This is a genomic window from Caballeronia sp. BCC1704 (assembly GCF_902833455.1).
Taxonomy (GTDB): domain Bacteria; phylum Pseudomonadota; class Gammaproteobacteria; order Burkholderiales; family Burkholderiaceae; genus Caballeronia.
In genome coordinates this window covers 2,056,854-2,081,144 of record NZ_CADFFT010000001.1, presented here as the reverse complement: position 1 = coordinate 2,081,144, position 24,291 = coordinate 2,056,854, and the positions used below count along the sequence as shown (strand labels likewise).

Genomic DNA, 24,291 nt, shown 5'->3' with positions numbered 1-24,291 from the left:
CGCGCCATACAACCCCACAAGACCAACGATGGCTTTACTGCAAATCTCAGAACCCGGCATGGCGCCCGCGCCGCACCAGCGGCGCGTGGCGGTCGGCATCGATCTCGGCACCACGAACTCGCTCGTGGCCGCCGTGCGCAACAGCGTGCCCGAAGCGTTGCCCGACGAGGACGGCCATGTGCTGCTGCCGTCGGTGGTGCGCTATCTGGAGAAGGGCGGCCGGCGCATCGGCCGTATCGCGAAGGAAGAAGCCGCGACGGACCCGCGCAACACGATCGTCTCGGTGAAGCGCTTCATGGGCCGCGGCAAGAGCGAAGTGGAAGGCGCGGAAAACGCGCCGTACGATTTCGTGGACGCGCCCGGCATGGTGCAGATTCGCACGGTCGACGGCGTGAAGAGCCCGGTCGAAGTGTCGGCGGAGATTCTCGCGACGCTGCGTTACCGCGCGGAAGACACGCTCGGCGAGGATCTCGTCGGCGCGGTCATCACGGTGCCCGCCTATTTCGATGAAGCCCAGCGCCAGGCCACCAAGGACGCCGCGAAGCTCGCGGGCCTCAACGTGCTGCGCCTGCTCAACGAGCCGACGGCCGCGGCCATCGCGTACGGCCTCGACAACGCTTCCGAAGGGCTGTACGCCGTCTACGATCTCGGCGGCGGCACCTTCGATCTGTCCATCCTGAAGCTCACGAAGGGCGTGTTCGAAGTGCTCGCGGCGGGCGGCGATTCCGCGCTCGGCGGCGACGACTTCGATCACGCGCTGTATCGCCATGTGCTGACGCAAGCCGGCATCCAGCCGAAGACGCCGGAAGACGTGCGCCTGCTGCTCGATCGCGTGCGCACGGCGAAAGAGGCGCTGTCGTCGGCGAGCGAAACGCGCGTGCAGGCGAGCCTGTCGTCGGGCGATACCATCGACGTGGCCGTGACCGAAGCGCAATTCGCCGCGCTCACCGAATCGCTCGTCGCGCGCACGCTCGGGCCGACCAAGAAGGCGCTGCGCGACGCGAAGGTGACGCCCGCCGATATCAAGGGCGTCGTGCTGGTCGGCGGCGCGACGCGCATGCCGGTGATCCGCCGCGCGGTCGAAGCGTTCTTCGGCCAGCCGCCGCTCGTCAATCTCGACCCGGACCAGGTCGTCGCGCTGGGCGCCGCGATTCAGGCGGATCTGCTTGCGGGCAACCGGCGCGGCGAGGGCGACGACTGGCTTCTGCTCGACGTGATTCCGCTGTCGCTCGGCGTAGAAACGATGGGCGGTCTCACCGAGAAGATCATTCCCCGCAATTCGACCATTCCGACGGCGCGCGCTCAGGACTTCACGACCTTCAAGGACGGCCAGACGGCGATGGCGATCCACGTCGTGCAAGGCGAGCGCGAGCTCGTCTCCGACTGCCGCTCGCTCGCGCGGTTCGAATTGCGCGGCATTCCGCCGATGGCGGCGGGCGCGGCGCGCATCCGCGTCACGTATCAGGTGGACGCGGACGGTCTGCTGTCGGTTTTTGCGCGCGAGCAGACATCGGGCGTGGAGGCGTCGGTGGTGGTGAAGCCGTCGTACGGTCTCGCCGATGACGACGTCGCCCGCATGCTCGAAGAGAGCTTCAAGACCGCCGAGACCGACATGCGCGCCCGCGCGCTGCGCGAGGCGCTCGTCGAAGCGCAGCGGCTGATCGAAGCGACGCAGGCCGCGCTTGCCGCCGACGGCGAATTGCTCGACGACGCCGAACGCGCGCAGATCGAAACGCTGATCGGCGAACTGGCGACGCGCTCGCAAAGCGAGTCGGTCGAGCAGATCGACGAGGCGACGAAGGCGCTCGCCGCCGCCACCGACGAATTCGCCGCGCGCCGCATGAACAAGAGCATTCGCCGCGCGCTCGCGGGCCGCAAGCTCGACGACGTCTGATTCACTCAAGCATTCACGGAAAACCATGCCTCAAATCGTTGTGCTGCCTCATGTCGAACTTTGCCCCAACGGCGCGGTGATCGACGCCGATGTCGGCAAGAGCATCTGCGACAACCTGCTGGAACACGGAATCGAGATCGAGCACGCGTGCGAGAAGTCGTGCGCGTGCACGACCTGTCACGTCATCATCCGCGAGGGCTTCAACGCGCTCGAACCGTCGAGCGAGGACGAAGACGATCTGCTCGACAAAGCCTGGGGTCTCGAGCCGACATCGCGGTTATCATGTCAGGCGATGATGCCCGCCGAGGACGATCTCGTGGTCGAGATTCCCCGGTACTCCATCAATCACGCCAAAGAAAATCACTGACAGGAGGCTCGCTCATGAAGTGGACAGATACTCAGGAGATCGCGATGGCCCTGACCGACGCGCACCAGGATGTCGATCCGCAATATGTGCGTTTCACGGACCTGCATCGCTGGGTGACCGAGCTGGAAGGTTTCGACGACGACCCGCAGAAATCGAACGAAAAGATCCTCGAAGCCATTCAGGCGGCGTGGATCGAAGACGCGGACTACTGAGTCCGTCTCTCGCTGATTGTTGAACGACGGCGGCGCTCGCAAGAGCGCCGCCGTTTTCGTTTATACAAGTCGCGCCGAATCTTGACAGAACTTGACGCCGCGCGCGTTGTTGCGCGTGCATCGGCCCCTTAAAATCCCGCCCTCTGCGTGCCGGCAAACGATGCCGGCCGTCACCATAACGTCCGGACACCGTCGCTGCTTGCGGTTCGATCCTTTGCATTGCAAACGAATGTCACGACGACCGCGCCGCGGCGGCGCGGTCGTCAGCGCCTGCGCGCGTCCAGAAGGCGTTCATTCGAGGAGAAGTACATGGGGAAACTCGGCCTGTCGCGTCGCGGTTTTCTGAAGGCGGGGGCGCTCGCGGGCGTATCCGTGTTCATCGCGCCTTTGGGCAGCCGCGCGTTCGCCGCGCTGTTCGAAGAGCGCATTCTGACGCCCGTTCAATGGCATGCGACGAGCGGCTATCCGAAGTTCCGCATCGACGGCATCGCGAAAGTCACAGGCGACAAAGTCTTCGCACGCGATATCCGCGCGAAGGACATGCCGCATTGGCCGCAGGAGCAATCGCATGCGCTGATCCTGCGCACGACGCTCGCGGATCGCCTGTACGAAGGCATCGACCTTTCGATCCTCGACGGCGGGCTCGCGCCCGATCGCGTCGTGACGGCGGATGACCTCGCGCGCGACAAGCTCGCGTTTCCCGCCTTCTACGGCGACGACATGCTGTTGCCCGCCGGCAAGACGCCCGCCTATCTCGGCCAGGCGGTCGCCATCCTGATCTATCACGACTTCGCGCGCTTCCGTCTCGCGAAGGACAAGCTCCAGTTCCGCGAAGGCGTCGTCCGCTACGGCGCGACGACGGGTTTCATCGAGCGCGATCCGTGGGCGTCGTTCCGCTTCGTGCGCGTGGGCGGCAAGACGCCGTTCGACGACGACGCGTTCTCCAGCCTGAAAGACTCGCCGCTTTTCCCGCACATGATGAAAAAGCGCGAGCCCGTCTGGGCCGACGCCAACGAACACGGCAAGCTCGACGAGCAGGGCATGTTCCACGCGCAGGCCATCGCGAACGCGCTGGATCATCCGCCGGGAGAATGGCTCGTCGTGGATCGCGAATACACGACGCAATCCGTCGATACCGCCGCGCTCGAGCCCGACAACGCGAACTGCTGGTACGACGCCGCAACGCAGTCGCTGCACATGGTCGTGCCGACGCAAGGGCCGTATGAAGTCGCGCAGAGCGCGCTGGAGATGGCGACGAAATCGCGCTTCACGGTGAAGAAGCTGTTCCTGCATCCGTGCTACACGGTCGGCTACGGTTCGAAGGATCACTTCAACGTGCCGTTCTACGGTCTCGTCGCGGCGATGTACGGCGACGGCCGCCCGGTGCGTCTCGCGTTCGACCGCTTCGAGCAGTTTCAAAGCTCGCTCAAGCGCCACGCGTTCGACATGCGATATCGCATGGCGGTCGACAGGAAGACCGGCAAGATTCAGGCGTTCAAGGGCGAGTTCATCGCGAACGGCGGCGGACGCTGCAATTTCTCGCCGTCGGTGGCGATGGTCGGCGCGACCGCCGCGCAATCCATCTACTACATTCCGCAGAGCGACCTGACCGCGGTCGCCATCGCTTCGCGGGCGGTCGACGCTGGCTCGGCGCGCGGCTACGGCACGCTGCAAAGCATGGCGGCGACCGAAATGATGATCGACGACATCGCCGCGCAACTCGGCACGGACCCGATCGACCTGCGTCTAGCCAACGTCATGCGCACCGGCATGAAGAACACGCAAGGCGCGATTCCGGCAGGCGCCGTGCGCGCGGAAGACGTGCTGCGGCAGGCGAAGGCGCATCCGCTGTGGGCGGGGCGCGCGCAACGCAAGGCGGAGTACGAAGCCGCGCATCCGGGCATGCGCTATGGCGTTGGCTTCGCGTGCGTGCAGAAAGACTTCGGCACCGGCGCGGAGAGCGCGTTCGCCAAAGTCGAATTCAGCGCGGACGGACGCATCGCGCTCTCGCACTCGGGCGCGGAGATCGGCACGGGATCATCCACGGCGCAGGCGCTCGTCGTCGCAAAGTGGCTCGGCAAGCCCGCCGCCGAGGTCCACATGGCCGTCACCGACTGGGCGGATCTGCCCGTCGTCACGAGCGGCGATCCGTACCTCATGTCGCAGGCCGAGCAGGACAGGCTGAGCGCGAATCCGCGCTGGTCGCCCGCGTACATGTCGCCGGCGAGCGCGACGAATTCTGCGTACTACTTCTCGCACGCGACGCGCGAGGCGGCGCGCGTGCTGTTCCGCCACGGCCTCTGGCCCGCCGCGATGGCGATCTGGGGCCAAGGCATCGGCGGCGGTCAGGCGGCATCGTTCGTCGTGCGAATCGAAGACGCGCGCTGGAGAGACGGCAAGCTGTCCGCCGACGGCCTCCAGCCGATTCCGTTCGACGTCCTCGCGAAGAAGGCGCACGAACTCGGACTCGCGACCGGCGCGGTCGTGCACACGTTCAACCGCTGGCAGTGGAGCGAAGCGCAGTTCGACATCGCGGGCGCGGCCGATCAGTTGCCGCTCGACGGCTTGTCGGTGCGCTTCGGCAGCGGTGCCGTAGATAAAGGCAAGACCACCGCCAATGGATATCGCGTGCTCGACCGCAAGCGCGTGATGATTCCGCCCGTGCAGCGCAATAACGCGATGGTCACGTACTACAGCGCGGTGGGCACGCTCGTCGAACTGGCCGTGAACGAGGCGAGCGGCAAGGTCGAACTGCTGTCGCATCACTCGATTCTCGAATGCGGCAATCCGATCGCGCCGCAACTCGTGTCAGGGCAGTTGCAGGGCGGCCTCGCGATGGGCATCGGGCACGCGCTGCACGAGTATCTGCCGCTCTACGAAGACGGCCCCGGCAACGGCACGTGGAACTTCAACCGCTACCGGCTGCCGCTCGCGAGCGATGTCGCCGTGTGGAATCAGACCAGCGACGTGCTGTCGCCGCTCAGTGAGACCGATCCGCCGAAGGGCATCGCCGAAGTGGTGATGATTCCGGTGGTCGGGGCCATCGTCAACGCGATCGCGCACGCGATCGGCCATCGCTTCACCGACCTGCCGGTGACGCCGCAAAACATTCAGGAGGTGCTCGCATGACGGCCATCCCATCCGCCGCGGGCGTCGACATGCGCTCGCTCTCGATGACGATCAACGGCAACAAGGTCGGCCCGATGCCGGTGCCGTCCGGTTTGCCGATGATCGACTTTCTGCACGAATACGCCGGTCTCACGGGCTCGCGGCTGGGCTGCGGGCAGGGCGTGTGCCATGCGTGCGTGGTGATCGTCGATCACGCGGACGGCACGAGCGAGGAAGTGCGCACGTGCATCAACGGCGCGCACTTCTTCGACGGCAAGACGGTGCGGACCATCGAAGAACACGCGAAGCGCAACGAACGCGGCGAGGTGGTCGAACTGTCGCCGGTGCAGCAGCAGTTCCTCGATCATTTCAGCTTCCAGTGCGGCTATTGCACGCCGGGTTTCGTCAACGCGACGACGGTGCTGCTCGAGCGGCTCAAGCGCGAGCCGATCGCGAAGGATCAGATCGAAGCGACGATCATGGCCGCGCTCAACGACCACATCTGCCGCTGCACGGGCTATGTGCGCTACTACGAAGCCGTGAAGGACCTCGTGCTCGCCACGCCCGGACTCGTGAAGGACGCCGCATGATGAAATCGATCATGACGCGTACCGTGCGCCGCTCGTTGATGCGTGTGCTTCCGTTTGCACTGTCCGCGCTCGCGCTGTCCGCGTGCCACAGCGATGGCGATGTGGCGCAGAAGGCCGCCGCTTCGCCGGAAGTCGTCGCTCGCGGACGCTACCTCGCGCAAGCGGCTGACTGCGCTGCCTGCCACACGGCCGAAGGCGGCGCGCCGTTCGCGGGCGGCGTGAAGCTGGAGTCGCAATTCGGCACGTTCTATGGCAGCAACATCACGCCCGATGCGAAGTACGGCATCGGCAAATGGACGTCCGACGCGTTCTACGCGGCACTGCACGACGGCAAGACGCCGCATGGCAAGCTGTATCCCGCGATGCCGTACACGTCGTACCGGCAGATGTCGCGCGAAGACAGCGACGCTATCTACGCTTACCTGATGGCGCAAAAGCCCGCCGCGGTGCCGAACGTCCAAGCGAGTCTGCGCTTTCCGTACAACATGCGTTTCGCGGTGCGGTTCTGGGACATGCTGTTTGTGAACGACGCGCTGCCCGATGCATCCGCAGGCCAATCGGCCGACTGGACGCGCGGCCGCTACCTCGCCAACGCGCTCGGACACTGCGCGGAATGCCACACGCCGCGCGGCGCGTTCGGTCAGCTCGCGGACGCGAAGACGCTGCAGGGCGGCGCGCTCGGACGCATCGCCGCGCCGGATATCACGCCGGCTGCATTGGCGGCGCGCGGCTGGGCCGGCGCGGACTTGCAGGCGTACTTCTCGACGGGCGTCGCGCGGCAGGGATCGGCTTTCGGCGAAATGCATCGGGTCGTGTATCTGAGCACGCAGCATCTGAATCGCGATGACGCCCGCGCGCTCGCGACGTATCTGCTCGGCGACGCGCCCCCCGCGCCAGCGCCGGTTAAGCTGCAATCGGCCGCCGCGGAACAACTCGCGGCCGGCCGCAATCTGTATCTCGATTCGTGCGCCGGCTGTCACGGACGCGAAGGCGAGGGCAAGCCGCACGTCGCTGTCGCGATGAAGGACAACTCGACGCTGCGCCAGGGCGACGCGCACAATCTGATCGTATCGATGCTCGACGGCATCGAAGCGCAGCCGTTCGCCGGCGTGGAGCGCATGCAGCCGATGCCAAGCTTCGCCGCGACGTACAGCGACGAGCAGATCGCGCAGTTGGCCAACTACCTGCGGGCCACATGGGGCGGCCAGCCCGGCGATATCACCGCCGACAAGGTGAAGTCGCTGCGCTGATGCGCGAAGGCCACGCATTGCGTGGCCTTCGTCTTTTTGATGCCGTCAAACGCGCATGCCGCGCTCGGCCAGTTGCCGCTGCAACGTCGGCCACATCTTCGACACCGCTTCTTCGCCCGCAAGGATCGCGGCGTTGCGCTGGCTGAAGTCGCTGCTGCTCATCGCGTTCAGATTCGGGCGGATGACCGCGTTCGCGTATTTGTCGAGTTCGTACGCCTTGATCGACTGGCCCATGATGGTGAACGTCTGCATCAGCACGTCGAACGAACTCTGCGTGAGCGCTGTTTCGGGCCGCGCGGAGATATCGACCGCGATCACGAAATCCGCGCCCATCTTGTGCGCGAACGCGGCGGGCACCGGGCTCACGAGTCCGCCATCGACATATTCGTGGTCGCCGATCTTCACCGGCTCGAAGATCGACGGCACGCTGCACGACGCCCGCACGGCCACGCCGGTATTGCCGCGCTGAAAGAGAATCGGCTGGCCGGTTTTGAGGTCGGTGGCGACGATGCCGAGCGGCTTCGCCATCTTTTCGATCGGCCGGTTGTCGAGCGTCTTGTTCAGGAAGTTCTGCAGCGCCACGCCTTGCAGGATGCCGCGCGCGCGAAAGGGCATCGCCCAGTCGCTGATGGAGGCTTCGTCCATCGTCAGCGCCAGTTTGTTCATCGCGATGCCGGTCATGCCGGACGCGTACAACGCCGCGATCACCGAACCCGCGCTCGTGCCCGCGACCAGATCGACGCGGACGTTGCGCGCTTCGAGCGCCTTGATGACGCCGATATGCGCAAACCCGCGCGCCGCGCCGCCGCCGAGCGCGAGGCCGATTCGCGCGGCGCGTTGCGGTTCCGGGGCCGGCGTATTCGCGACCGGGGAACTCTTGCCGCCGAGGCCGCCGCCGCTCGTGCTCGTGCAGGCCGCAAGAATGGACGACGCCGCCGCGAGCGAGAATGCACGGCGTGAAAGAAGACGTGACGATGATTCCAAGTGAGACTCCAGCGATGCGGCGAGTGTGCAGTTGCATGCGCGTTTCCGGGTGCTCAAGAAACGGCGCGCACATCATAAAACAAAAGGCGCCGGCTCAGGCGCGAGGCGGGCGGCGGGTATAATTTCGGGTCATCGAGCCGGTGCCCGACGCGTGTCCGACGTGCGTGCATCCCGGCCGGCAACCGCTTTCGTGCAAGAGCCAACGGCGCTTTCACGCGCCGCCCGTTCGCCTCTTCGCTCTCTCGCTCGGCCGCTTCTTTTCGCCGGGCGAGCGCAAACATTCGAGTCCATCGAGAAAACAGCAATGACCCAAGTCCGTACCCGCTTTGCCCCGAGCCCGACCGGCTTCATCCATCTCGGCAACATCCGCTCCGCGCTCTATCCGTGGGCGTTCGCGCGCAAGATGAAAGGGACCTTCGTGCTGCGTATCGAGGATACGGACGTCGAACGTTCGACAGAGGCGTCCGTCGACGCGATCCTGGAAGGCATGGCGTGGCTTGGCCTCGATTTCGACGAAGGCCCGTTCTATCAGATGCAACGCATGGACCGTTATCGCGAGGTCGTCGGCCAGATGCTGGAGAAGGGTCTCGCGTATCACTGCTATATGTCGACGGAAGAACTCGACGCGTTGCGCGAGCGCCAGCGCGCCGCCGGCGAAAAGCCGCGCTATGACGGCACGTGGCGTCCAGAACCGGGCAAGACGCTGCCGCCGATTCCGGAAGGCGTGAAGCCGGTGGTGCGCTTTCGCAATCCGCTGACGGGCGTGGTCGCGTGGGACGACGCGGTGAAGGGCCGAATCGAGATCTCGAACGAAGAACTCGACGACCTCGTGATCGCGCGCCCCGATGGCACGCCGACGTACAACTTCTGCGTGGTCGTCGACGATCTCGACATGGAGATCACGCACGTGATCCGCGGCGATGACCACGTGAACAACACGCCGCGCCAGATCAACATCCTGCGCGCGCTCGGCGGCGAGACGCCGGTTTATGCGCATCTGCCGACCGTGCTGAACGAGCAGGGCGAAAAGATGAGCAAGCGTCACGGCGCGATGGCCGTGATGGGATACCGCGACGCGGGGTACTTGCCGGAGGCGGTCGTCAACTATCTGGCTCGGCTCGGCTGGTCGCACGGCGATGCGGAGATCTTCTCGCGCGAGCAGTTCATCGAATGGTTCGATCTGGAGCATCTCGGCAAGTCGCCCGCGCAATACGACCACGACAAGCTCAATTGGCTGAATGCGCACTACATCAAGGAAGCGGACAACGCGCGGCTCGCCGAACTGACGCGGCCGTTCCTGCTGCAAGCCGGGATCGACGCCGCGGCAATCGACAACGGCGCGCCGCTCGATCAGGTCGTCGGGCTGCTGAAGGATCGCGCGTCGACGGTTAAGGACATCGCCGACAACGCCGCGATGTTCTACCGCGAGCCCACGATCGAAGCCGACGCGTTCGCGCAGCATGTGACCGACGCGGTGCGGCCCGCGATCGCGGACCTGCGCGCGGCGCTCGAACAAGCCGAGTGGACCAAGGAGGGCATCTCGGCGGCATTGAAGGCGACGCTCGGCGCGCACAAGCTGAAGATGCCGCAACTCGCGATGCCGGTGCGCCTGCTCGTCGCGGGCACGACGCATACGCCGTCCATCGACATCGTGCTCATGCTGTTCGGCCGCGATACGGTGCTGCGTCGTCTGGAGCGCGCGGCCGCTTAAGCATAGACGCGCGCAAGATCGCTGAAGAAGCCCCTGCGCGCGCTCCCGAAGTGATAAGTGAAAAAATTGTCAGTTCTATCGCCAGAAGGTATTTACAACTTCAAAAGCGGCCTATAGAATCTCGTTTCTGTTCTGCAAGGGGGTATAGCTCAGCTGGGAGAGCGCTTGCATGGCATGCAAGAGGTCAGCGGTTCGATCCCGCTTACCTCCACCAAGAACAGATGAAGTGATTGCGAAGTTGTTCTCCGGGTTTCGGAAGTCGCAAAAAATACTTCACAAGTAACGCGAAGTTGTTTAGAATCTCGGTCTTCGCTGATTTGCAGCAGTAAATCAGCGAGGCAAGCGGTAAAGACAGAATCACAAGTTTCTGTCCCCTTCGTCTAGAGGCCTAGGACATCACCCTTTCACGGTGAGTACAGGGGTTCGAATCCCCTAGGGGACGCCAGAATTCAGGCGGCTGCTAGAGAATGCGCTGTCGGTTTCATGAGGTGACTAGAGCCTCGTGGAGCAAGGAAAGAGCTGGAGCGGTAGTTCAGTTGGTTAGAATACCGGCCTGTCACGCCGGGGGTCGCGGGTTCGAGCCCCGTCCGCTCCGCCAACATTTTGCGAGCAGGAAATACTCCGGCTGATCAGCCGGTTTTTTTTCGCCGCGGGATTGCAAGAAGTACGTTGTCCCCTTCGTCTAGAGGCCTAGGACATCACCCTTTCACGGTGAGTACAGGGGTTCGAATCCCCTAGGGGACGCCAGAACATCGGCGGCTGCTAGTAGAAAGCGCTGCACATTTCTCGAAGCTTGATCTTCGAGAAACGATGAAAGAGTTGGAGCGGTAGTTCAGTTGGTTAGAATACCGGCCTGTCACGCCGGGGGTCGCGGGTTCGAGTCCCGTCCGCTCCGCCAGCTTGTTGTGAAAAATCCAGCCTTCGGGCTGGATTTTTTTTGCCCATCTTTCGCCGCTTTTTCGCCGCGCCGATTCGGTCTTCACACCGGCATCGCATTTTCCATTGCCAGCAGGCGCGCGCTGTCTTAGTGTGGAGGCACTGTCCCGTGCCTGCATGCGTGCGATGCTCGACCCGACCGAAGACCTCTCGCTCTACCAACTCCGCCAGGCGACGATGGCCGACTTCGCCTTCGCCGAGGCCCTCACGCACGACAACATGGTCGGTTATTACCGGCGTCATAATCTTGTCTGGCGCGGCGACCTGTTTCTTTCGAGCTGGCGCGAGTCGGAGAACTTCATCCTGCAGGCGGACGGCGTACCCATCGGCGTCATGCGCGTGACCGAAGAAGACAACTCGCTGCATATACGCGATGTGCAAATCGCGCCGGGCTACCGGGGACGAGGCGCGGGCACGTTTCTGCTGAACACGGCGCATCGCTGGGCCCGGGCCCGTGGGCTGGCGGAATGCCAACTGCGCGTTTTCGTCGACAACCCGGCGGCGCGTCTTTATATGCGGCTCGGATATCGTCCGGCCGGCCCCAGGCTGGCCCAGCTCGGCGCCATTCGACATATGGTCCGGCGCGTCTGAGCCGACGCAGCGCGCAGCATTAGACAGCGCGCGTGTCGTTCTGATCGCGCTCGTCGCTGGCGTCGCGGGCGAAGAACGCACGCGGACTCTCGCCGAAGGCACGTCGAAACATCGCCGAAAATGCGCTCTGGCTTTGATACCCCAACTCACGCGCGACCTGCGCGAGCGGCCGGCCCTGACTCAGCAAAGGAATGGCGCGTGCCAGCACGGCCTGCTGCCGCCACTGCGAGAAGCTCACGCCGAGTTCGCGTCTGAACAGGCGCGCGATGGTGCGCGTGCTCGCGCCGGCTTCCGACGACCAGCGTTCGAGATCCGAGTGCGAAGGGTCCGCGAGCACCGCGTCGCAAAGCGCGCGCAGGCGCTTCTCGTTCGGCATCGGCACGGAGAGCGGCAGCGGCTGCGACCGGATGATCTCGTCCAGTGCAAGCGTGCCGAGCAGGCGCTCGCGCTCACGCGTGATCGACGCTTCGTCCAGCGCCGCGATCACCTCGCGCAACAATGGCGACACTTCCACTACGCGGCACGCGCCGAGCCCGGCCGGCACGACGCTCGCGTCCACATAGAGCGTGCGGAGATACGCGTCTTCCACGATCAACACTTCGTGCGTGACGTTCGGCGGCACCCAGATCGCGCGCGAGGGCGGCACCATCCACGTCGAATCGGCGGTTGCCACGCGCAGCACGCCCCGCGACGTGTAGGCGACTTGCGCCCACGGATGCGTATGCAGCGCGATCCGCACGCCATACGGTACCGGGCGCGAGCGAACGCGGATCGGATGGTCGAGCGTCGGCGAGTGCTCGACGGGAATGTCGAGGTGTTCGACCTGCTCGAACGGCGGGCGGGGATCGGCGAACGTGGGCATGGCGGCTCGTCGGGCGGCCTGGCTGGCCGCGATCCGCCGATCTTAACCGAAGCGAGCCGGCAGTCCGTCCGCGCAATTTTGGGCGGCGATAATGCGTACCTCGGCGACTAGCGGAAGGAGCGATTTCTTCGATGCAATACGTTTTCGTGTACGGCACGCTGCGCGCGGGCGAGATCAATGACATTAATCGCGCGGCCGAGCGCAGCGGGATCGCGGCGCCGCAATGGATCGGCACGGCGCACGTGCGTGGACGGCTTTACGATTTCGGCGCTTATCCCGGCCTCGTTCTCGATGAGGAGGGCGGCACGCCGGTCAAAGGCGATGTGTATCGCATCGAGGATGCGCTCGTCGCCGTGCTGGACGAGATCGAGGAAGTGTATCCGGGCGTCGAGGGACTTTTTCGCGCGCACCGGCTGCATGTGGATGTCGAACTGGATGGCGAGGCGACGCATGTCGTTTGCCTCATCTATCCGGTAGCCGCGAGTGCGGTGCAGGGCTTGCCGCGCATCGAGGGCGGCGATTGGGTGGCGCATCGCGCAGCGCGCGGCTGAGCCCAAAACGGATTTCGCCGTCATCGCGTTCATGCACTGCGATGACGGCGCGGCGCGACCTGCCAGAAGCAGGCCGGCGACCGAGGGCCTTACTCGGCCGAATGGTGCATCGACTTGCCGTGCGACTTCTTGTGATGACCCGACTTGTGCATCGTGTTCGATTGATCCATCTGCATGTTTTGCATGCTGGACTGCTGCGATTGCAGATTCTGCGCGCGCGATTCGATGTCCGCGATCCGTGCGGGATCGGTGCTCATCGTCACGCCTTGTTCGCTCTGCGCGTAGGCCGATGCGACCGCGCTCAGGGACAACAAAACAGCCAGGGACACTTTCTTCATTGTTACCTCCTAGTAGCAGTTGAACCCGGGAATCGCCTGTCCGATCCGGTTGGAAAGACAGATACATCGGAGCAAAAATCGCTCCCGCCTGGCCTTGGCGCGCATCCGTAACGGGATGCCTACGGGAACAAGCCTCCGCCTGACAGCGCCCATCATAGGCCGAGATCAGGTCAGCGGCGTGTCGGACGACGATACCGGCCCGGCTTGCCAGCCGGAGCGGAATGATACCGGCGCGAACAGGTACTTTCCAGTCCTGATTATTTTGATATAGAACCGTTCGGCGTCTTAGTACAGGTGCAGCCAGCGCCAGACGTGAAAACGCGCAAGACCCACCAGCTCGTGCAGCGCAAGCTCGCTGTTCTCGAGGCTTCTGTATCGCGGTAATACCGTCAGCCGATTCTCACGCACGTCCGAAACATAGGGCTGCGGCTCGTAGCCGAACGCTTCGAAGGCCCGGACCGAACGTCGCATGTGATACGCGGATGTGATGACGATCAACCCAGTGTCATGGGCGTTGCCTAAGATGGCGGCTACGTTTTGCGCGTTCTGGTACGTGTTGAGGCTCTTGTTCTCGCGCGTCAGATCGGCCGGTGCGACGCCCTGAGCCAGGACATACGGCGCGTAGTTGTCGGCCTCGGCCTGTCCGTGGTGCTGGGGATCGCCGCCGCTCAGAATGACGCGGCACGAAGCGCCTGTGTCCCGGCATTGCCGATACAGCCGCGCCGCCGCCGCGATGCGCGGCATCGAATCGCTTTTGGGCACCAGCTTGCCGTGACGCCGGTCGGTGCCGCCGCCCATCAGGACGATGGTGTTTTTCGGACCGAAAGAGGGCGGCATGGTGTCTTCGTAACCCCGCTGCGCGATGTGCAGCAGCGGTCTCGCGAGCCAGCCGCTCCCGAGGCCCCAGGCGAGCAGAACGGTGAGGATGATAATCGCCGCACGAAGGCGCTTGCAAAACGCAAACAATGCAAAAAAAAGCAGCAATAAAGTAAATAGAACCAATTTAATTGGAGTAACGTATTGGTTTCAGGGCAATTTGCTCCGTCATCGCGTGGTCAGAGCGCATCGGCGGTTGTCGCAGGAAAGCGCGTGATTAGCGCGCTCTCAACGGGGGCTTTTAATAGAAAGCAGCACCTAGCGCAAGCGGCGGCCAAACATTCAGGCAGCGAACGCTTAAATCGTTCGCTGGCGTGAAATTCGGCGCGCCGCGTTTAGTCGACGTCGCGGACCGTCTTGCGACCGTCACGAGCGTCGTCACGGCTGCACAGGAAGAAAAAACGAGATGACCACGTATTCCAACGAAGCGGTACTCGAAGCACTTCGCCGGGCGCAGTATCGTCAAGTTCCGTGGGCGAAACGCCCCAAGGGTTTCGACCACCTTCGCGCCCTCGGGCTACTCGAGCTCGCGCGGCAACGCACCGTCGCGCCAGCGCCGGGATTTCATGCACCCGTGGATATCGCCGTCGTCACCGAGCGCGGAAAACAGGAATTCACGCGGCTCTCGCGCGATGAGCGTTCCATCGACTGGGATTTGCGTCGCACGGAACCGTACACCTTCGGTGGCCACGAAGCGGTGCTCGAAGCCAGAATGTGACGCGACGGCGGAAAGCGGTAGTTGAAGTCCGGGCAAAAAAAAGCCCGTGTCCGAGGACACGGGCAGACCGGATTCCACTGTTGCCATGCTGTGCTCATGGCATTGGGTGTGACTGCCGCCGATTCAGCGGGTTCCGCCTGAATCAAGACTCGTTGCCCGAAGATTCAGTGATGCGGCGAGCGTTCGTCGCGGTCGTTGTCCGGCCGAGCGCGCGCGTTGCTTGCAATGTCGCCGCGCAGATCGCCGCGCGGCGCAGGCGGCGTCGCGGCGCGAGCGCGCGCAACGTCAGGCGATGCGGGCGCCGCCGTCTTCGCGGTGAGATGCAGATCGGATGCAGGCGGCTGCGCGTGAGCAACGGTCGCCACGCCGGCGAGCCCCGCCAAGACGCCACGCACGAGCAGTAACGAAACCTTCATGAGAGTGTCCTGAAGCCCTGATCGGACCTGTTGGGTCACTCGTCACGCTAAGCCTCGATTCGTTGCGGCGCTGTAAGCAATCGTAAAGAGATGTATCGCGCAAGGAACCGCGCGAGTTCGGCATTGCAGCGCCCGAAAGTGATCGAAGCCGGCAGGACCGGCTTCGACGTGTGATGCAGTAGGCTTAGGCCATCTTGGCCGGAGCGCGCCACGATTCGGGATTGGTCCAGAACGCGCCGCGCAGTCGATCGCGGCTCGGCGGAGCGGGCGGCTTCACCGCGCTCGATCCAATACGCCCGCGCAGCGACACCTCGCGGCCGTTGCTCGACAGACGCTTCACGATTTCCGCGAGCGTGCCGTCGGCTTGCCATTCGTCGAAACGACGGCGGCAGGTGGGCGGCGAGGGATAACGGCCCGGCAGCTTCGACCAGCCTTCGCCCGTCGACAACACCCACAGCACCGCATTGACAACCGATCGCGCTTCGACGCGCGGCCGGCCGCGCCGCTCGCTGCGCGCGGGCTCCGAACAGAACAACGCCTCAACCAGCGCCCACTCGTTATCTCTCAAATCGTCGAACAGCACCATATCTCACCTCAGCGAAGCTAACCCCGGTGCGCTGCCCCGCGCCGCGCACTCTGGTCGAATCCGATGAACGAATCCAGGGAAGGCCGAAGCGGCTGCGGCAAACCAGTTTCCGATACGTCCGCTGTGCTTCGACCTCTGTGCGCAATGAAATGCGAGAACCATGCCATGCACGTCGCGAAATCCGGGAAACCCGCATGGCAGTAGGCTGACGCGATGCCAGCATGGCCCGTATCAGACCCGAATCCGATTGATTAAGAAATCGGGACAATCACCAATCCTGTGCAGCAGGCCCTCCCGGCGTGCGTTCCGGGCGGTTTGCTGCACCGCAGCGAAACCCATGCGATGGCCTATAATTGCGCATGAGACCATGCTTTTCATGAATCGCCGGAATGAACGCCTCGCTTAACGTGACGTTGCGCCAACTGCGCGTCTTTATTGAAGTGTCGCGGCTGCGCAGCTTCAGCCGCGCCGGAGCCGAGATCGGCTTGACGCAGTCAGCGGTGAGCCGCTCGGTGCGCGAGTTGGAAAGCGAAATCGGACTGAAGCTCATCGACCGGACCACGCGGGAAGTGCAACTGACCGATGTCGGTATGGATCTCGTCGGCACCGTGTCGCGCCTTCTGGCTGATCTGGACGAAGCCCTGCGTGAAGCGCGCGATCTCGGGCAGCAGCGTCGCGGCCGGGTGATTGTCGCGGCGAGCCCCACGATCGCGTGCCGGCTGATGCCGCGCGTGATCGCGTCGTGCTCGCGGCAGTTTCCGCTCGTCACGCTCAGCCTGAGGGACGACGTCCAGTCCGACGTGCTCCGAAAAGTGAAGTCGGGCGAAGTGGATTTCGGCGTCGTGATCGGCCCGTTTTCCGCCGACGATCTGCATGGCGAAGCCGTGATGACCGATTCGTTCTGCCTCGTCGCGCGGCGCGATCACCCGCTCGCGCACGAACGCGCCGCGCCCTGGGAGGCGCTCGCGGGCGAGCGGCTCGTCATGCTGGACTACGCATCGGGCAGCCGCCCGATCATCGATGCCGTCATGCAGCAGCACGGTGTCGAGGCGCAGGTGGTGCAGGAGCTCGGGCATTCGGCGACTGTCTTCGGGCTGGTGGAAGCGGGCGTCGGCGTGAGCGTGCTGCCGTGGCTCGCGCTGCCGTTGCCGGCGGATTCGTCGCTCGTCGCGCTGCCGCTCGAACCGCGGGCCGAACGCACGGTGGAACTGGTGCGGCGGCGCGACCGCTCGCTGTCGCCGGCGGCGCAGTCGGTGTGGTCGCTGATCGCGGGGCTGCCGCGACGCGCCGAAGAGCTGTGAAGGCCGCGCGCTTTTTAACGCGCTCGCGTTAGACTTCTTCCTTTTCGACGGAGCGGGCGATGAGTGAATCGGAAGGCGCGGTAATCGCTGAATTGGGCGGCTTGACGGCGCAGACGAACGCGGGCGGCGCGCCGAACGCGCGCGACGCCGTGCGGGCGTTGCGTCCCTCGCAGATTCGCGAAGTCGCGAACGCCGGCTTCGGCGTGCCGGACGTGCTGCCGTTCTGGTTCGGCGAATCGGACCGGGTCACGCCCGAGTTCATTCGCGATGCGGCAAGCCGCGCGCTCGCCGACGGCGCGACGTTCTACACGCACAATCTCGGTATCGCGCCGTTGCGCGAGGCGCTCGGCCGCTACGTCAGCGCGCTGCACGGCCCGACGCCCGCCGATCACATCGCGGTGACGAGCGCGGGCGTGAACGCGCTGATGCTGGCCGCGCAACTCGTTGCTGGCGCGGGCGACCGCGTGGTCGCCGTGACGCCGCTGTGGCCGAACCTCGTCGAGATTCCGAAGATTCTCGGCGCGACGGTCGAAACGGTCTCGCTGACCTACGGCGAGCGCGGATGGACGCTCGATCTCGACCGGCTGCTCGCCGCGCTCACGCCGTCCACGCGCATGCTGATGATCAACTCGCCGAACAACCCGACCGGCTGGACGATGACGCGCGAGGAGCAGCGCATCGTGCTCGACCATTGCCGGCGTCACGGCATCTGGATCGTGGCGGACGAGGTCTACGAGCGTCTGTATTACGGTCCGGGCGCGAACGTGGCGCCGTCCTTCCTCGATCTCGCGGATCGCGACGAGCGCGTGATCGCGGTCAATTCGTTCTCGAAGGCGTGGCTCATGACCGGCTGGCGGCTCGGCTGGCTCGTCGCGCCGGCGCGCCTGATGGACGACCTCGGCAAGCTCGTGGAATACAACACGTCGTGCGCGCCGTCGTTCGTGCAGCAGGCGGGCATCGTCGCGGTGGAACAGGGCGAGCCGTTCACGCAATCGCTCGTCGCGGACCTGCGTGCGAGCCGCGATCACCTGGTGAACGCGCTTCAGAGTATCGAAGGTGTCGACGTGCGCGCCCCGGACGGTGCGATGTACCTGTTCTTCTCGCTGCCGGGCGCCGAGCGCAGCCTCGAACTCTGCAAGGCGCTGGTGAAAGAGGCCGGGCTCGGGCTCGCGCCAGGCAGCGCATTCGGCGCGGAAGGCGAAGGCTTCGTGCGCTGGTGCTACGCCTGCGATTCCGCGCGCCTCGACGTGGGCGTCGAACGCCTGCGGCGCTTTTTGTCAGCGCGCGGTGCGAAGTGAGGGGCTAAGTGAGTCGAGCGGGGCGTTAATCGATCACCTTTACGCCCCGGTTCTTTTTGCGTAATATGGCGCTCAGTCACGCGCTTTCGCCAGGAAAGCGCCACCTCGTCCGGCTGGGATGGCCCGGCGATTCGCTCACCGATCGCCCATTTGACGCCTCTCCCCGGTGCGTGCTCCCAATCAATATGACCGATTACAATCGGGCGAGCGCGTCTTGAAACTCCGCGTCCAGCTTTATCGCGCGCACCGCTTCGGTGACGTTCGAACTCGCTCAGGCTCGTTTTGAACCGGATCATTGACCATTAAGGGTTGACCCAAGCTGCATGAATACCCAAGAGGCGAAAATCGTCCTCGAGACTGCTTTGATCTGCGCGCAGGAACCGCTGCGGGTGAGTGAATTGCGCAAGCTCTTCGCCGAGGACATTTCGGCCGATACGGTGCGCACGCTGCTCGAAGGACTACAGGCTGATTGGTCGGGGCGCGGCGTCGAGCTGGTGGCGCTTGCGTCGGGATGGCGCTTCCAGAGCAAGCCCGCCATGCGGACTTATCTCGACCGGCTCAATCCCGAAAAGCCGCCGAAATATTCGCGGGCGGTGCTCGAAACGCTCGCCATTATTGCTTATCGGCAACCGGTCACGCGCGGCGATATCGAAGAGATTCGCGGCGTGACGGTGAATACGCAGGTGGTGAAGCAGCTGGAAGATCGCGGGTGGATCGAGGTCATCGGACATCGCGACGTCCCCGGCCGGCCCGCGCTGTACGCCACGACCAAGCAGTTTCTCGACGACCTCGGCCTGACCGCGCTCGACGAACTGCCGGCGCTGGACAATCCGTCGGCGCAGTTCGAGGCGTCGCTGCTCGCGCAGCATTCGATCGATTTTCCGGACGGCGCGGCGGCGCAGGCGTCTGCTGGCGAAACCGCGGGGGGCGACACGACGGCCGTCGCGGCTCCCGCAGAAGCGGACCTGGCGAACGATGCGCCCGAGGCCTCGATGCCTGCCGTCGCCGACGCGCCGGACGCTTCGCCGAGCGAAGCATCCGAGGCCGGAACGCTTCGTGCGAGCGAAGAGACGGGCGGGCCCGTGTTGACCGAAGTCCGCCTGATGTCCGCGACCGATGCATCCGATTCAGAAGAAGCGCCTGCGTTGGCCGACGCAGGCGACGCTGGCACACATCGAGAACACGATGCGACCGACGCCCGCCCATCGAGCGGCGTCGAACTGAACGACGCCGACCTGAACGACGGCGACTCCGACGAAGAACCGAAGGCGCGCCGCGCCTGATGCAATTGCATGGCCCCTGATTCAACCGGCTCTCGATAAAACATCACGTCGAAGACGACGAGCCGGACCGGTCAGCGGAAATTTTTGACGCGCCCGCCAAGGGCGCGCATTCGACATTTGAGGTTGTTTTGACACACTCCCACGACAGCGATTCGCCCGAATCCGCGCGCCCCGTGCATGGCGCGGACGCCCATGAGTCGGCCGATGCCGGCGAACGCACGCGCACCGACGAGAGCGCCGACGGCGACGATCGTCCGCGCCGCGGCTTGCGCCGCGGTCCGCGCAGTCTGATCGCACGCCGCCGGGCTGTCGCCAAGACCAAGGGCGCGGATGGCGCGCCCGACGCCGCGACCGACGCGCCGCCGCCAGAGGGTGCCGCCGCCACGCAGGCGCGCGCGCCGCGCAAGGAAGCGGGCGCGAAGGCGCCGCGAAAACCGGCAGCGAAGCGCGAGCCCAAGCGCGAGACGGCGGACGGCCAGCAGGACGCCGCGCGGCAAGGTGGCCGCAAGCGTGGGCGGCGCGACGAGGCAGAAGTCGCTGTGGAGGCGTCGGTCGAAGCCGCCGCATCCGCCCCACGCGAGGGCGGGCAGCGCAAGAATCCGCCGCAGAAGCGCGAACGGCAGCCGCGCAACGGCAAGCGCAACGATGCAGGCCCGGCGACGGTCGAGAGCGCGGCGGCCGCCGCCGTCGACGACGTCTTCGCGTACGTCACGTCCCCGGCATTCGACGCGGACAACGGCTCGGCCGGCGTGCGCGCCCCGATGCTGCGCCGTGGCCGCAACGAGCCCCAGCAAAAGCGCGTGCTGGAACCGGACGACGACGCTCCCAAGCTGCATAAAGTGCTGGCCGACGCCGGCATGGGCTCGCGACGCGACATGGAGGAATTGATCATCGCGGGGCGCGTGTCGGTGAACGGCGAGCCTGCGCACATCGGCCAGCGCATCATGCCGACCGACCAGGTGCGCATCAACGGCAAGCCGCTCAAGCGCAAGCTCGCGAGCAAGCCGCCGCGCATCCTGCTGTATCACAAGCCGACGGGCGAGATCGTTAGTCACGCGGACCCCGAAGGCCGTCCGTCGGTGTTCGACAAGCTCCCGTCGATGAAGACGGCGAAGTGGCTCGCGGTCGGCCGGCTCGACTTCAATACGGAAGGGCTTCTGCTGCTCACGACCTCCGGCGATCTGGCGAACCGGTTCATGCACCCGCGTTATAGCGTCGAGCGTGAATATGCGGTGCGCGTCGTCGGTCAGTTGTCCGAGGCGATGAAGCAGAAGCTGCTCAAAGGCGTAGAGCTCGACGACGGCCCCGCCAACTTCCTGCGCATTCAGGACGGCGGCGGCGAAGGCACGAATCACTGGTATCACGTCGCGCTGGCGGAAGGCCGCAATCGCGAAGTGCGCCGCATGTTCGAGGCGGCGGGGCTCATGGTCAGCCGCCTCATCCGCACGCGCCACGGTCCGATCGCGTTGCCGCGCGGGCTCAAGCGCGGGCGCTGGGAAGAACTCGAAGACAATCAGGTGCGCAGCCTGATGGCGGCGGTCGGCCTGAAGGCGCCGACGGCCGAGAAGGGCGGACGCAGCGCCGCGCCGCGCGTCCAGCCCGATCCGATGCAGACGTCGATGGGCTTCATCACGCGCGAGCCGGTCTTGAGTTCGCACTTGCGCGCGGCGCAGACGCCGGCGCGCGGCGGTCGGCGCGGCGGCGCGGGCGGGCTTCCCGGCGCGTTCGGCGCGAGCGGCATGGGCGGCATGGGCGGCTTCGGCGGCAACATGGGCAATACCGGCAACGCCGGCGGCCCTGGCCGACGAGGCGGTCGTGAGCCGAACGGCAACCGCATCGGCAACGAGCCGAATGGCAATCGCGCGAACGGCGGCCGCTCGGGGCAGCGCAATGCGCGCGGACAGGGTCCGCAAGGCATGAGCGGGCCGGCCAAGCGTCCGGCGGGCGGCAACGGTCCGCGCGGCAATCGTCAGGGCGGCGGGCAGCAAGGCGCGGGGCAAGGCAAGGCCGGCGCCGGACGCGGCCCGCGCAACCGCACGCGCGGACGTTGAACGCGCGTTGACGAGCCGTGTCGGTCGGTCGCGGGTGCGCCTGCGGCCGATCCACCGGAATCGCGTCGCCGAGCCATCGGCATAAAGCAAAAAAGCATGCGAACTGGCACGAAACGGGTCCGATCGCGGGCTTTACGTTTGCGTTTATCCCGAAAAATGGCTAAAATCGCGGAGTCGCTGGGCACATAGTTTTTTCGCTGCCCGGGTGCGACCTCGGTTGAAAAAGATGGGCGTTGCGCCCATTTTTTTTTGGCTTTTTGGTTCGGCATCTCGGGAGCAGGGGTGCGCCCAGTCAAGGCGCTCGCCCGCAGGTGTTTCGCGGCGCGGGCGCGAAACACCTTGGAGTTACTGTGCAACTGACGGAACTGATTGAAACCACGGTCTCGAGCTTGGGCTACGAGCTTGTCGATCTCGAACGTTCGGGAGGCGGCATGCTGCGTATTTATATCGACCAGCCGGCCGGTATCGCCATCGAAGACTGCGAGAAAGTCACGCGTCAGCTTCAGTATGTGCTCGAAGTCGAAAACGTCGATTACGACCGCCTCGAAGTGTCGTCGCCGGGGCTCGACCGCCCGCTCAAGAAGCTGGCCGACTTCGAGCGCTTCGCCGGCAACGAAGCCGTCATCACATTGAAAAAGCCGCTGGACGGGCGCAAGTCGTTTCGCGGCGTTCTGCACGCCCCCGAGGGCGACAAGATCGGTTTGGAATTCGAAGGGAAGGACGGCGCCGCGATGCTCGATTTCACGCTCGCGGACCTCGATAAAGCACGTCTCGTCCCCAAAGTTGACTTTAGGAGCCGCAAACAATGAGTCGCGAAGTTTTGATGCTGGCGGATGCGCTGGCGCGCGAAAAGAACGTCAACAAGGACGTGGTGTACGCAGCTCTGGAGGCTGCGCTTGCTTCGGCAACGAAAAAGCTGTTCGAGGAAGATGTCGATATTCGCGTCGCGATCGACCGTGAAAGCGGCGAGCACGAGACGTTCCGCCGCTGGCGCGTGGTGCCGGACGAGGCGGGCCTTCAGGAGCCCGACCAGGAAATCCTGCTGTTCGAGGCGAAGGAGCAAAAGCCCGACGCGCAAGTGGACGACTATATCGAGGAACCCATTCCGTCGATCGAATTCGGCCGTATCGGCGCGCAGGCTGCCAAGCAGGTCATTTTGCAAAAGGTGCGTGACGCCGAGCGCGAGCAGATCCTGAACGACTTCCTCGAGCGCGGCGAAAAGATCATGACCGGCTCGGTCAAGCGTCTGGACAAGGGCAATTTCATCGTCGAATCCGGACGCGTGGAAGCGCTGCTGCGCCGCGACCAGCTGATTCCGAAGGAAAACCTGCGCGTGGGCGACCGCGTGCGCGCCTATATCGCGAAGGTCGACCGCACGGCGCGCGGCCCGCAAATCGAACTGTCGCGCACCGCGCCCGAATTCCTGATGAAGCTCTTCGAACTCGAAGTGCCGGAAATCGAACAAGGGCTGCTGGAAATCAAGGCGGCCGCGCGCGATCCCGGCGTGCGTGCGAAAATCGGGGTGATCGCCTACGACAAGCGCATCGACCCGATCGGAACGTGCGTGGGCATCCGCGGTTCGCGTGTGCAGGCCGTACGCAACGAGCTCGGTGGCGAGAACGTCGACATCGTGCTATGGTCGGAAGACCCCGCGCAGTTCGTGATCGGCGCCCTCGCGCCGGCAGCCGTCCAGTCGATCGTCGTCGATGAAGAAAAGCATTCGATGGACGTCGTCGTGGACGAGAGCGAGCTCGCGGTCGCCATCGGCCGCAGCGGCCAGAACGTTCGACTCGCCAGCGAGCTCACCGGCTGGCAGATCAATATCATGACGCCGGACGAATCGGCGCTGAAGCAGAACGAAGAGCGCGGCAAGTTGCGCAATCTGTTCATGGCGCGTCTGGATGTGGACGAGGAAGTCGCCGACATCCTGATCGACGAAGGCTTCACGAGCCTCGAAGAAATTGCCTATGTGCCGCTCAACGAGATGCTCGAAATCGAAGCGTTCGACGAAGACACCGTGCACGAGCTGCGCAACCGGTCGCGTGACGCGCTGCTCACGATGGCGATCGCCAACGAGGAGAAGGTCGAAGGCGTCGCGCTCGATCTGAAGAGCCTCGAAGGCATGGACAACGAGCTTCTCGCAAAGCTCGCGGAGCATCAGATTCAGACCCGCGACGACCTCGCGGAGCTGGCAGTAGATGAACTGGTCGAGATGACCGGGATGGAAGAGGATAACGCTCGCGCGTTGATCATGAAAGCACGTGAACACTGGTTCCAGTGAGAAATGACCATGGCGCACTGAAATATCGCGGCCAGTTCGGCCGCATGACCCGATCTAACCGCAAGGACTGATCCTTGCATCAAGAGG

At 64.8% G+C, this 24,291-nt stretch carries 22 protein-coding genes and 5 tRNA genes; 21 read left to right on the top strand and 6 right to left on the bottom strand.

All coding sequences use genetic code 11. The features are described from left to right. The first annotated feature begins 28 nt into the window (after positions 1-28). The 6 genes from hscA to HWX53_RS09670 all read left to right on the top strand — a co-directional run bounded on the left by hscA (position 29) and on the right by HWX53_RS09670 (position 7,421). On the top strand, positions 29-1,894 hold the full coding sequence (hscA, locus tag HWX53_RS09695; protein WP_175940521.1) for a Fe-S protein assembly chaperone HscA: 1,866 nt from the start codon (positions 29-31) through the stop codon (positions 1,892-1,894). Between the two features lie 25 nt (positions 1,895-1,919). Beyond that, a complete protein-coding gene (gene fdx / locus HWX53_RS09690) occupies positions 1,920-2,261 on the top strand; it encodes an ISC system 2Fe-2S type ferredoxin (protein WP_175940520.1) in 342 nt (113 codons plus the stop codon). Positions 2,262-2,275: 14 nt separating this feature from the next. Beyond that, on the top strand, positions 2,276-2,473 hold the full coding sequence (iscX, locus tag HWX53_RS09685; RefSeq protein WP_175940519.1) for a Fe-S cluster assembly protein IscX: 198 nt from the start codon (positions 2,276-2,278) through the stop codon (positions 2,471-2,473). 309 nt (positions 2,474-2,782) lie between these two features. Next, complete coding sequence (locus tag HWX53_RS09680; RefSeq protein WP_175940518.1) at positions 2,783-5,602, top strand: molybdopterin cofactor-binding domain-containing protein; 2,820 nt, start codon at positions 2,783-2,785, stop codon at positions 5,600-5,602. After that, the gene (locus HWX53_RS09675) at positions 5,599-6,171 is read left to right on the top strand and encodes a (2Fe-2S)-binding protein (RefSeq protein ID WP_175940517.1); all 573 of its coding nucleotides are present in this window, start codon (positions 5,599-5,601) and stop codon (positions 6,169-6,171) included. Before HWX53_RS09680 ends, HWX53_RS09675 begins: the two co-directional genes overlap by 4 nt. Then, positions 6,168-7,421 (top strand): cytochrome c, encoded by a 1,254-nt coding sequence (locus tag HWX53_RS09670; RefSeq protein WP_175940516.1) that lies wholly within the window; start codon positions 6,168-6,170, stop codon positions 7,419-7,421. The genes HWX53_RS09675 and HWX53_RS09670 overlap by 4 nt, the downstream gene beginning before the upstream one ends. 45 nt (positions 7,422-7,466) lie before the next feature. Here the strand turns inward: HWX53_RS09670 and HWX53_RS09665 are convergent, their stop codons facing one another. Next, positions 7,467-8,417, bottom strand: coding sequence for a patatin-like phospholipase family protein (locus HWX53_RS09665; protein ID WP_244140059.1), 951 nt, complete (start codon positions 8,415-8,417; stop codon positions 7,467-7,469). Positions 8,418-8,709: 292 nt separating this feature from the next. Between HWX53_RS09665 and gltX the strand changes: the two genes are divergently transcribed. The 7 genes from gltX (at position 8,710) to HWX53_RS09630 (ending at position 11,643) form a co-directional block, all read left to right on the top strand. Continuing rightward, positions 8,710-10,116 carry a glutamate--tRNA ligase gene (gene gltX / locus HWX53_RS09660; protein ID WP_175940514.1) on the top strand — a complete coding sequence of 469 codons (1,407 nt, stop codon included), beginning with the start codon at positions 8,710-8,712 and terminating at the stop codon, positions 10,114-10,116. Positions 10,117-10,254: 138 nt separating this feature from the next. Beyond that, positions 10,255-10,330 (top strand) — tRNA-Ala (locus HWX53_RS09655). A gap of 155 nt (positions 10,331-10,485) precedes the next feature. Further along, a tRNA-Glu gene (locus tag HWX53_RS09650) sits at positions 10,486-10,561 on the top strand. Between the two features lie 76 nt (positions 10,562-10,637). Continuing rightward, positions 10,638-10,714 (top strand) — tRNA-Asp (locus HWX53_RS09645). Positions 10,715-10,787: 73 nt separating this feature from the next. Then, positions 10,788-10,863: transfer RNA gene (locus HWX53_RS09640), tRNA-Glu, on the top strand. Positions 10,864-10,937: 74 nt separating this feature from the next. Beyond that, positions 10,938-11,014, top strand: a tRNA-Asp gene (locus tag HWX53_RS09635). Positions 11,015-11,178: 164 nt separating this feature from the next. Next, positions 11,179-11,643, top strand: coding sequence for a GNAT family N-acetyltransferase (locus HWX53_RS09630; RefSeq protein ID WP_175940513.1), 465 nt, complete (start codon positions 11,179-11,181; stop codon positions 11,641-11,643). 19 nt (positions 11,644-11,662) lie between these two features. Here HWX53_RS09630 and HWX53_RS09625 read toward each other — a convergent pair whose 3' ends face one another. Then, on the bottom strand, positions 11,663-12,505 hold the full coding sequence (locus tag HWX53_RS09625; RefSeq protein ID WP_175940512.1) for a helix-turn-helix transcriptional regulator: 843 nt from the start codon (positions 12,503-12,505) through the stop codon (positions 11,663-11,665). 131 nt (positions 12,506-12,636) lie between these two features. Here HWX53_RS09625 and HWX53_RS09620 point away from each other — a divergent pair, with 131 nt between their 5' ends. Beyond that, positions 12,637-13,056 carry a gamma-glutamylcyclotransferase family protein gene (locus tag HWX53_RS09620; protein ID WP_175940511.1) on the top strand — a complete coding sequence of 140 codons (420 nt, stop codon included), beginning with the start codon at positions 12,637-12,639 and terminating at the stop codon, positions 13,054-13,056. An 89-nt stretch (positions 13,057-13,145) separates the two neighbouring features. Here the strand turns inward: HWX53_RS09620 and HWX53_RS09615 are convergent, their stop codons facing one another. After that, a complete protein-coding gene (locus HWX53_RS09615; RefSeq protein WP_175940510.1) occupies positions 13,146-13,394 on the bottom strand; it encodes a hypothetical protein in 249 nt (82 codons plus the stop codon). Between the two features lie 285 nt (positions 13,395-13,679). After that, the gene (locus HWX53_RS09610) at positions 13,680-14,396 is read right to left on the bottom strand and encodes a YdcF family protein (RefSeq protein WP_244140023.1); all 717 of its coding nucleotides are present in this window, start codon (positions 14,394-14,396) and stop codon (positions 13,680-13,682) included. Between the two features lie 280 nt (positions 14,397-14,676). Here HWX53_RS09610 and HWX53_RS09605 point away from each other — a divergent pair, with 280 nt between their 5' ends. Then, positions 14,677-14,988, top strand: a complete 312-nt coding sequence (locus HWX53_RS09605; RefSeq protein ID WP_175940509.1) for a hypothetical protein — start codon at positions 14,677-14,679, stop codon at positions 14,986-14,988. Positions 14,989-15,152: 164 nt separating this feature from the next. Here HWX53_RS09605 and HWX53_RS09600 read toward each other — a convergent pair whose 3' ends face one another. After that, positions 15,153-15,404 carry a hypothetical protein gene (locus HWX53_RS09600; RefSeq protein WP_175940508.1) on the bottom strand — a complete coding sequence of 84 codons (252 nt, stop codon included), beginning with the start codon at positions 15,402-15,404 and terminating at the stop codon, positions 15,153-15,155. A 184-nt stretch (positions 15,405-15,588) separates the two neighbouring features. Beyond that, positions 15,589-15,990, bottom strand: a complete 402-nt coding sequence (locus tag HWX53_RS09595; protein WP_035969202.1) for a transposase — start codon at positions 15,988-15,990, stop codon at positions 15,589-15,591. Between the two features lie 389 nt (positions 15,991-16,379). On the opposite strand from HWX53_RS09595, the gene HWX53_RS09590 reads away from it, so the two are divergent. The 6 genes from HWX53_RS09590 (at position 16,380) to nusA (ending at position 24,204) form a co-directional block, all read left to right on the top strand. After that, positions 16,380-17,291, top strand: a complete 912-nt coding sequence (locus tag HWX53_RS09590) for a LysR family transcriptional regulator (protein WP_175940507.1) — start codon at positions 16,380-16,382, stop codon at positions 17,289-17,291. A 59-nt stretch (positions 17,292-17,350) separates the two neighbouring features. Then, positions 17,351-18,589, top strand: a complete 1,239-nt coding sequence (locus HWX53_RS09585; RefSeq protein WP_175940506.1) for a pyridoxal phosphate-dependent aminotransferase — start codon at positions 17,351-17,353, stop codon at positions 18,587-18,589. Positions 18,590-18,912: 323 nt separating this feature from the next. Then, a complete protein-coding gene (gene scpB, locus HWX53_RS09580; RefSeq protein ID WP_175940505.1) occupies positions 18,913-19,872 on the top strand; it encodes an SMC-Scp complex subunit ScpB in 960 nt (319 codons plus the stop codon). A gap of 128 nt (positions 19,873-20,000) precedes the next feature. Continuing rightward, a complete protein-coding gene (gene rluB / locus HWX53_RS09575; protein ID WP_175940504.1) occupies positions 20,001-21,923 on the top strand; it encodes a 23S rRNA pseudouridine(2605) synthase RluB in 1,923 nt (640 codons plus the stop codon). Between the two features lie 350 nt (positions 21,924-22,273). After that, complete coding sequence (rimP, locus tag HWX53_RS09570) at positions 22,274-22,732, top strand: ribosome maturation factor RimP (protein ID WP_175940666.1); 459 nt, start codon at positions 22,274-22,276, stop codon at positions 22,730-22,732. Next, complete coding sequence (nusA, locus tag HWX53_RS09565) at positions 22,729-24,204, top strand: transcription termination factor NusA (RefSeq protein WP_175940503.1); 1,476 nt, start codon at positions 22,729-22,731, stop codon at positions 24,202-24,204. The genes rimP and nusA overlap by 4 nt, the downstream gene beginning before the upstream one ends. The last annotated feature ends 87 nt before the right edge of the window (positions 24,205-24,291 follow it).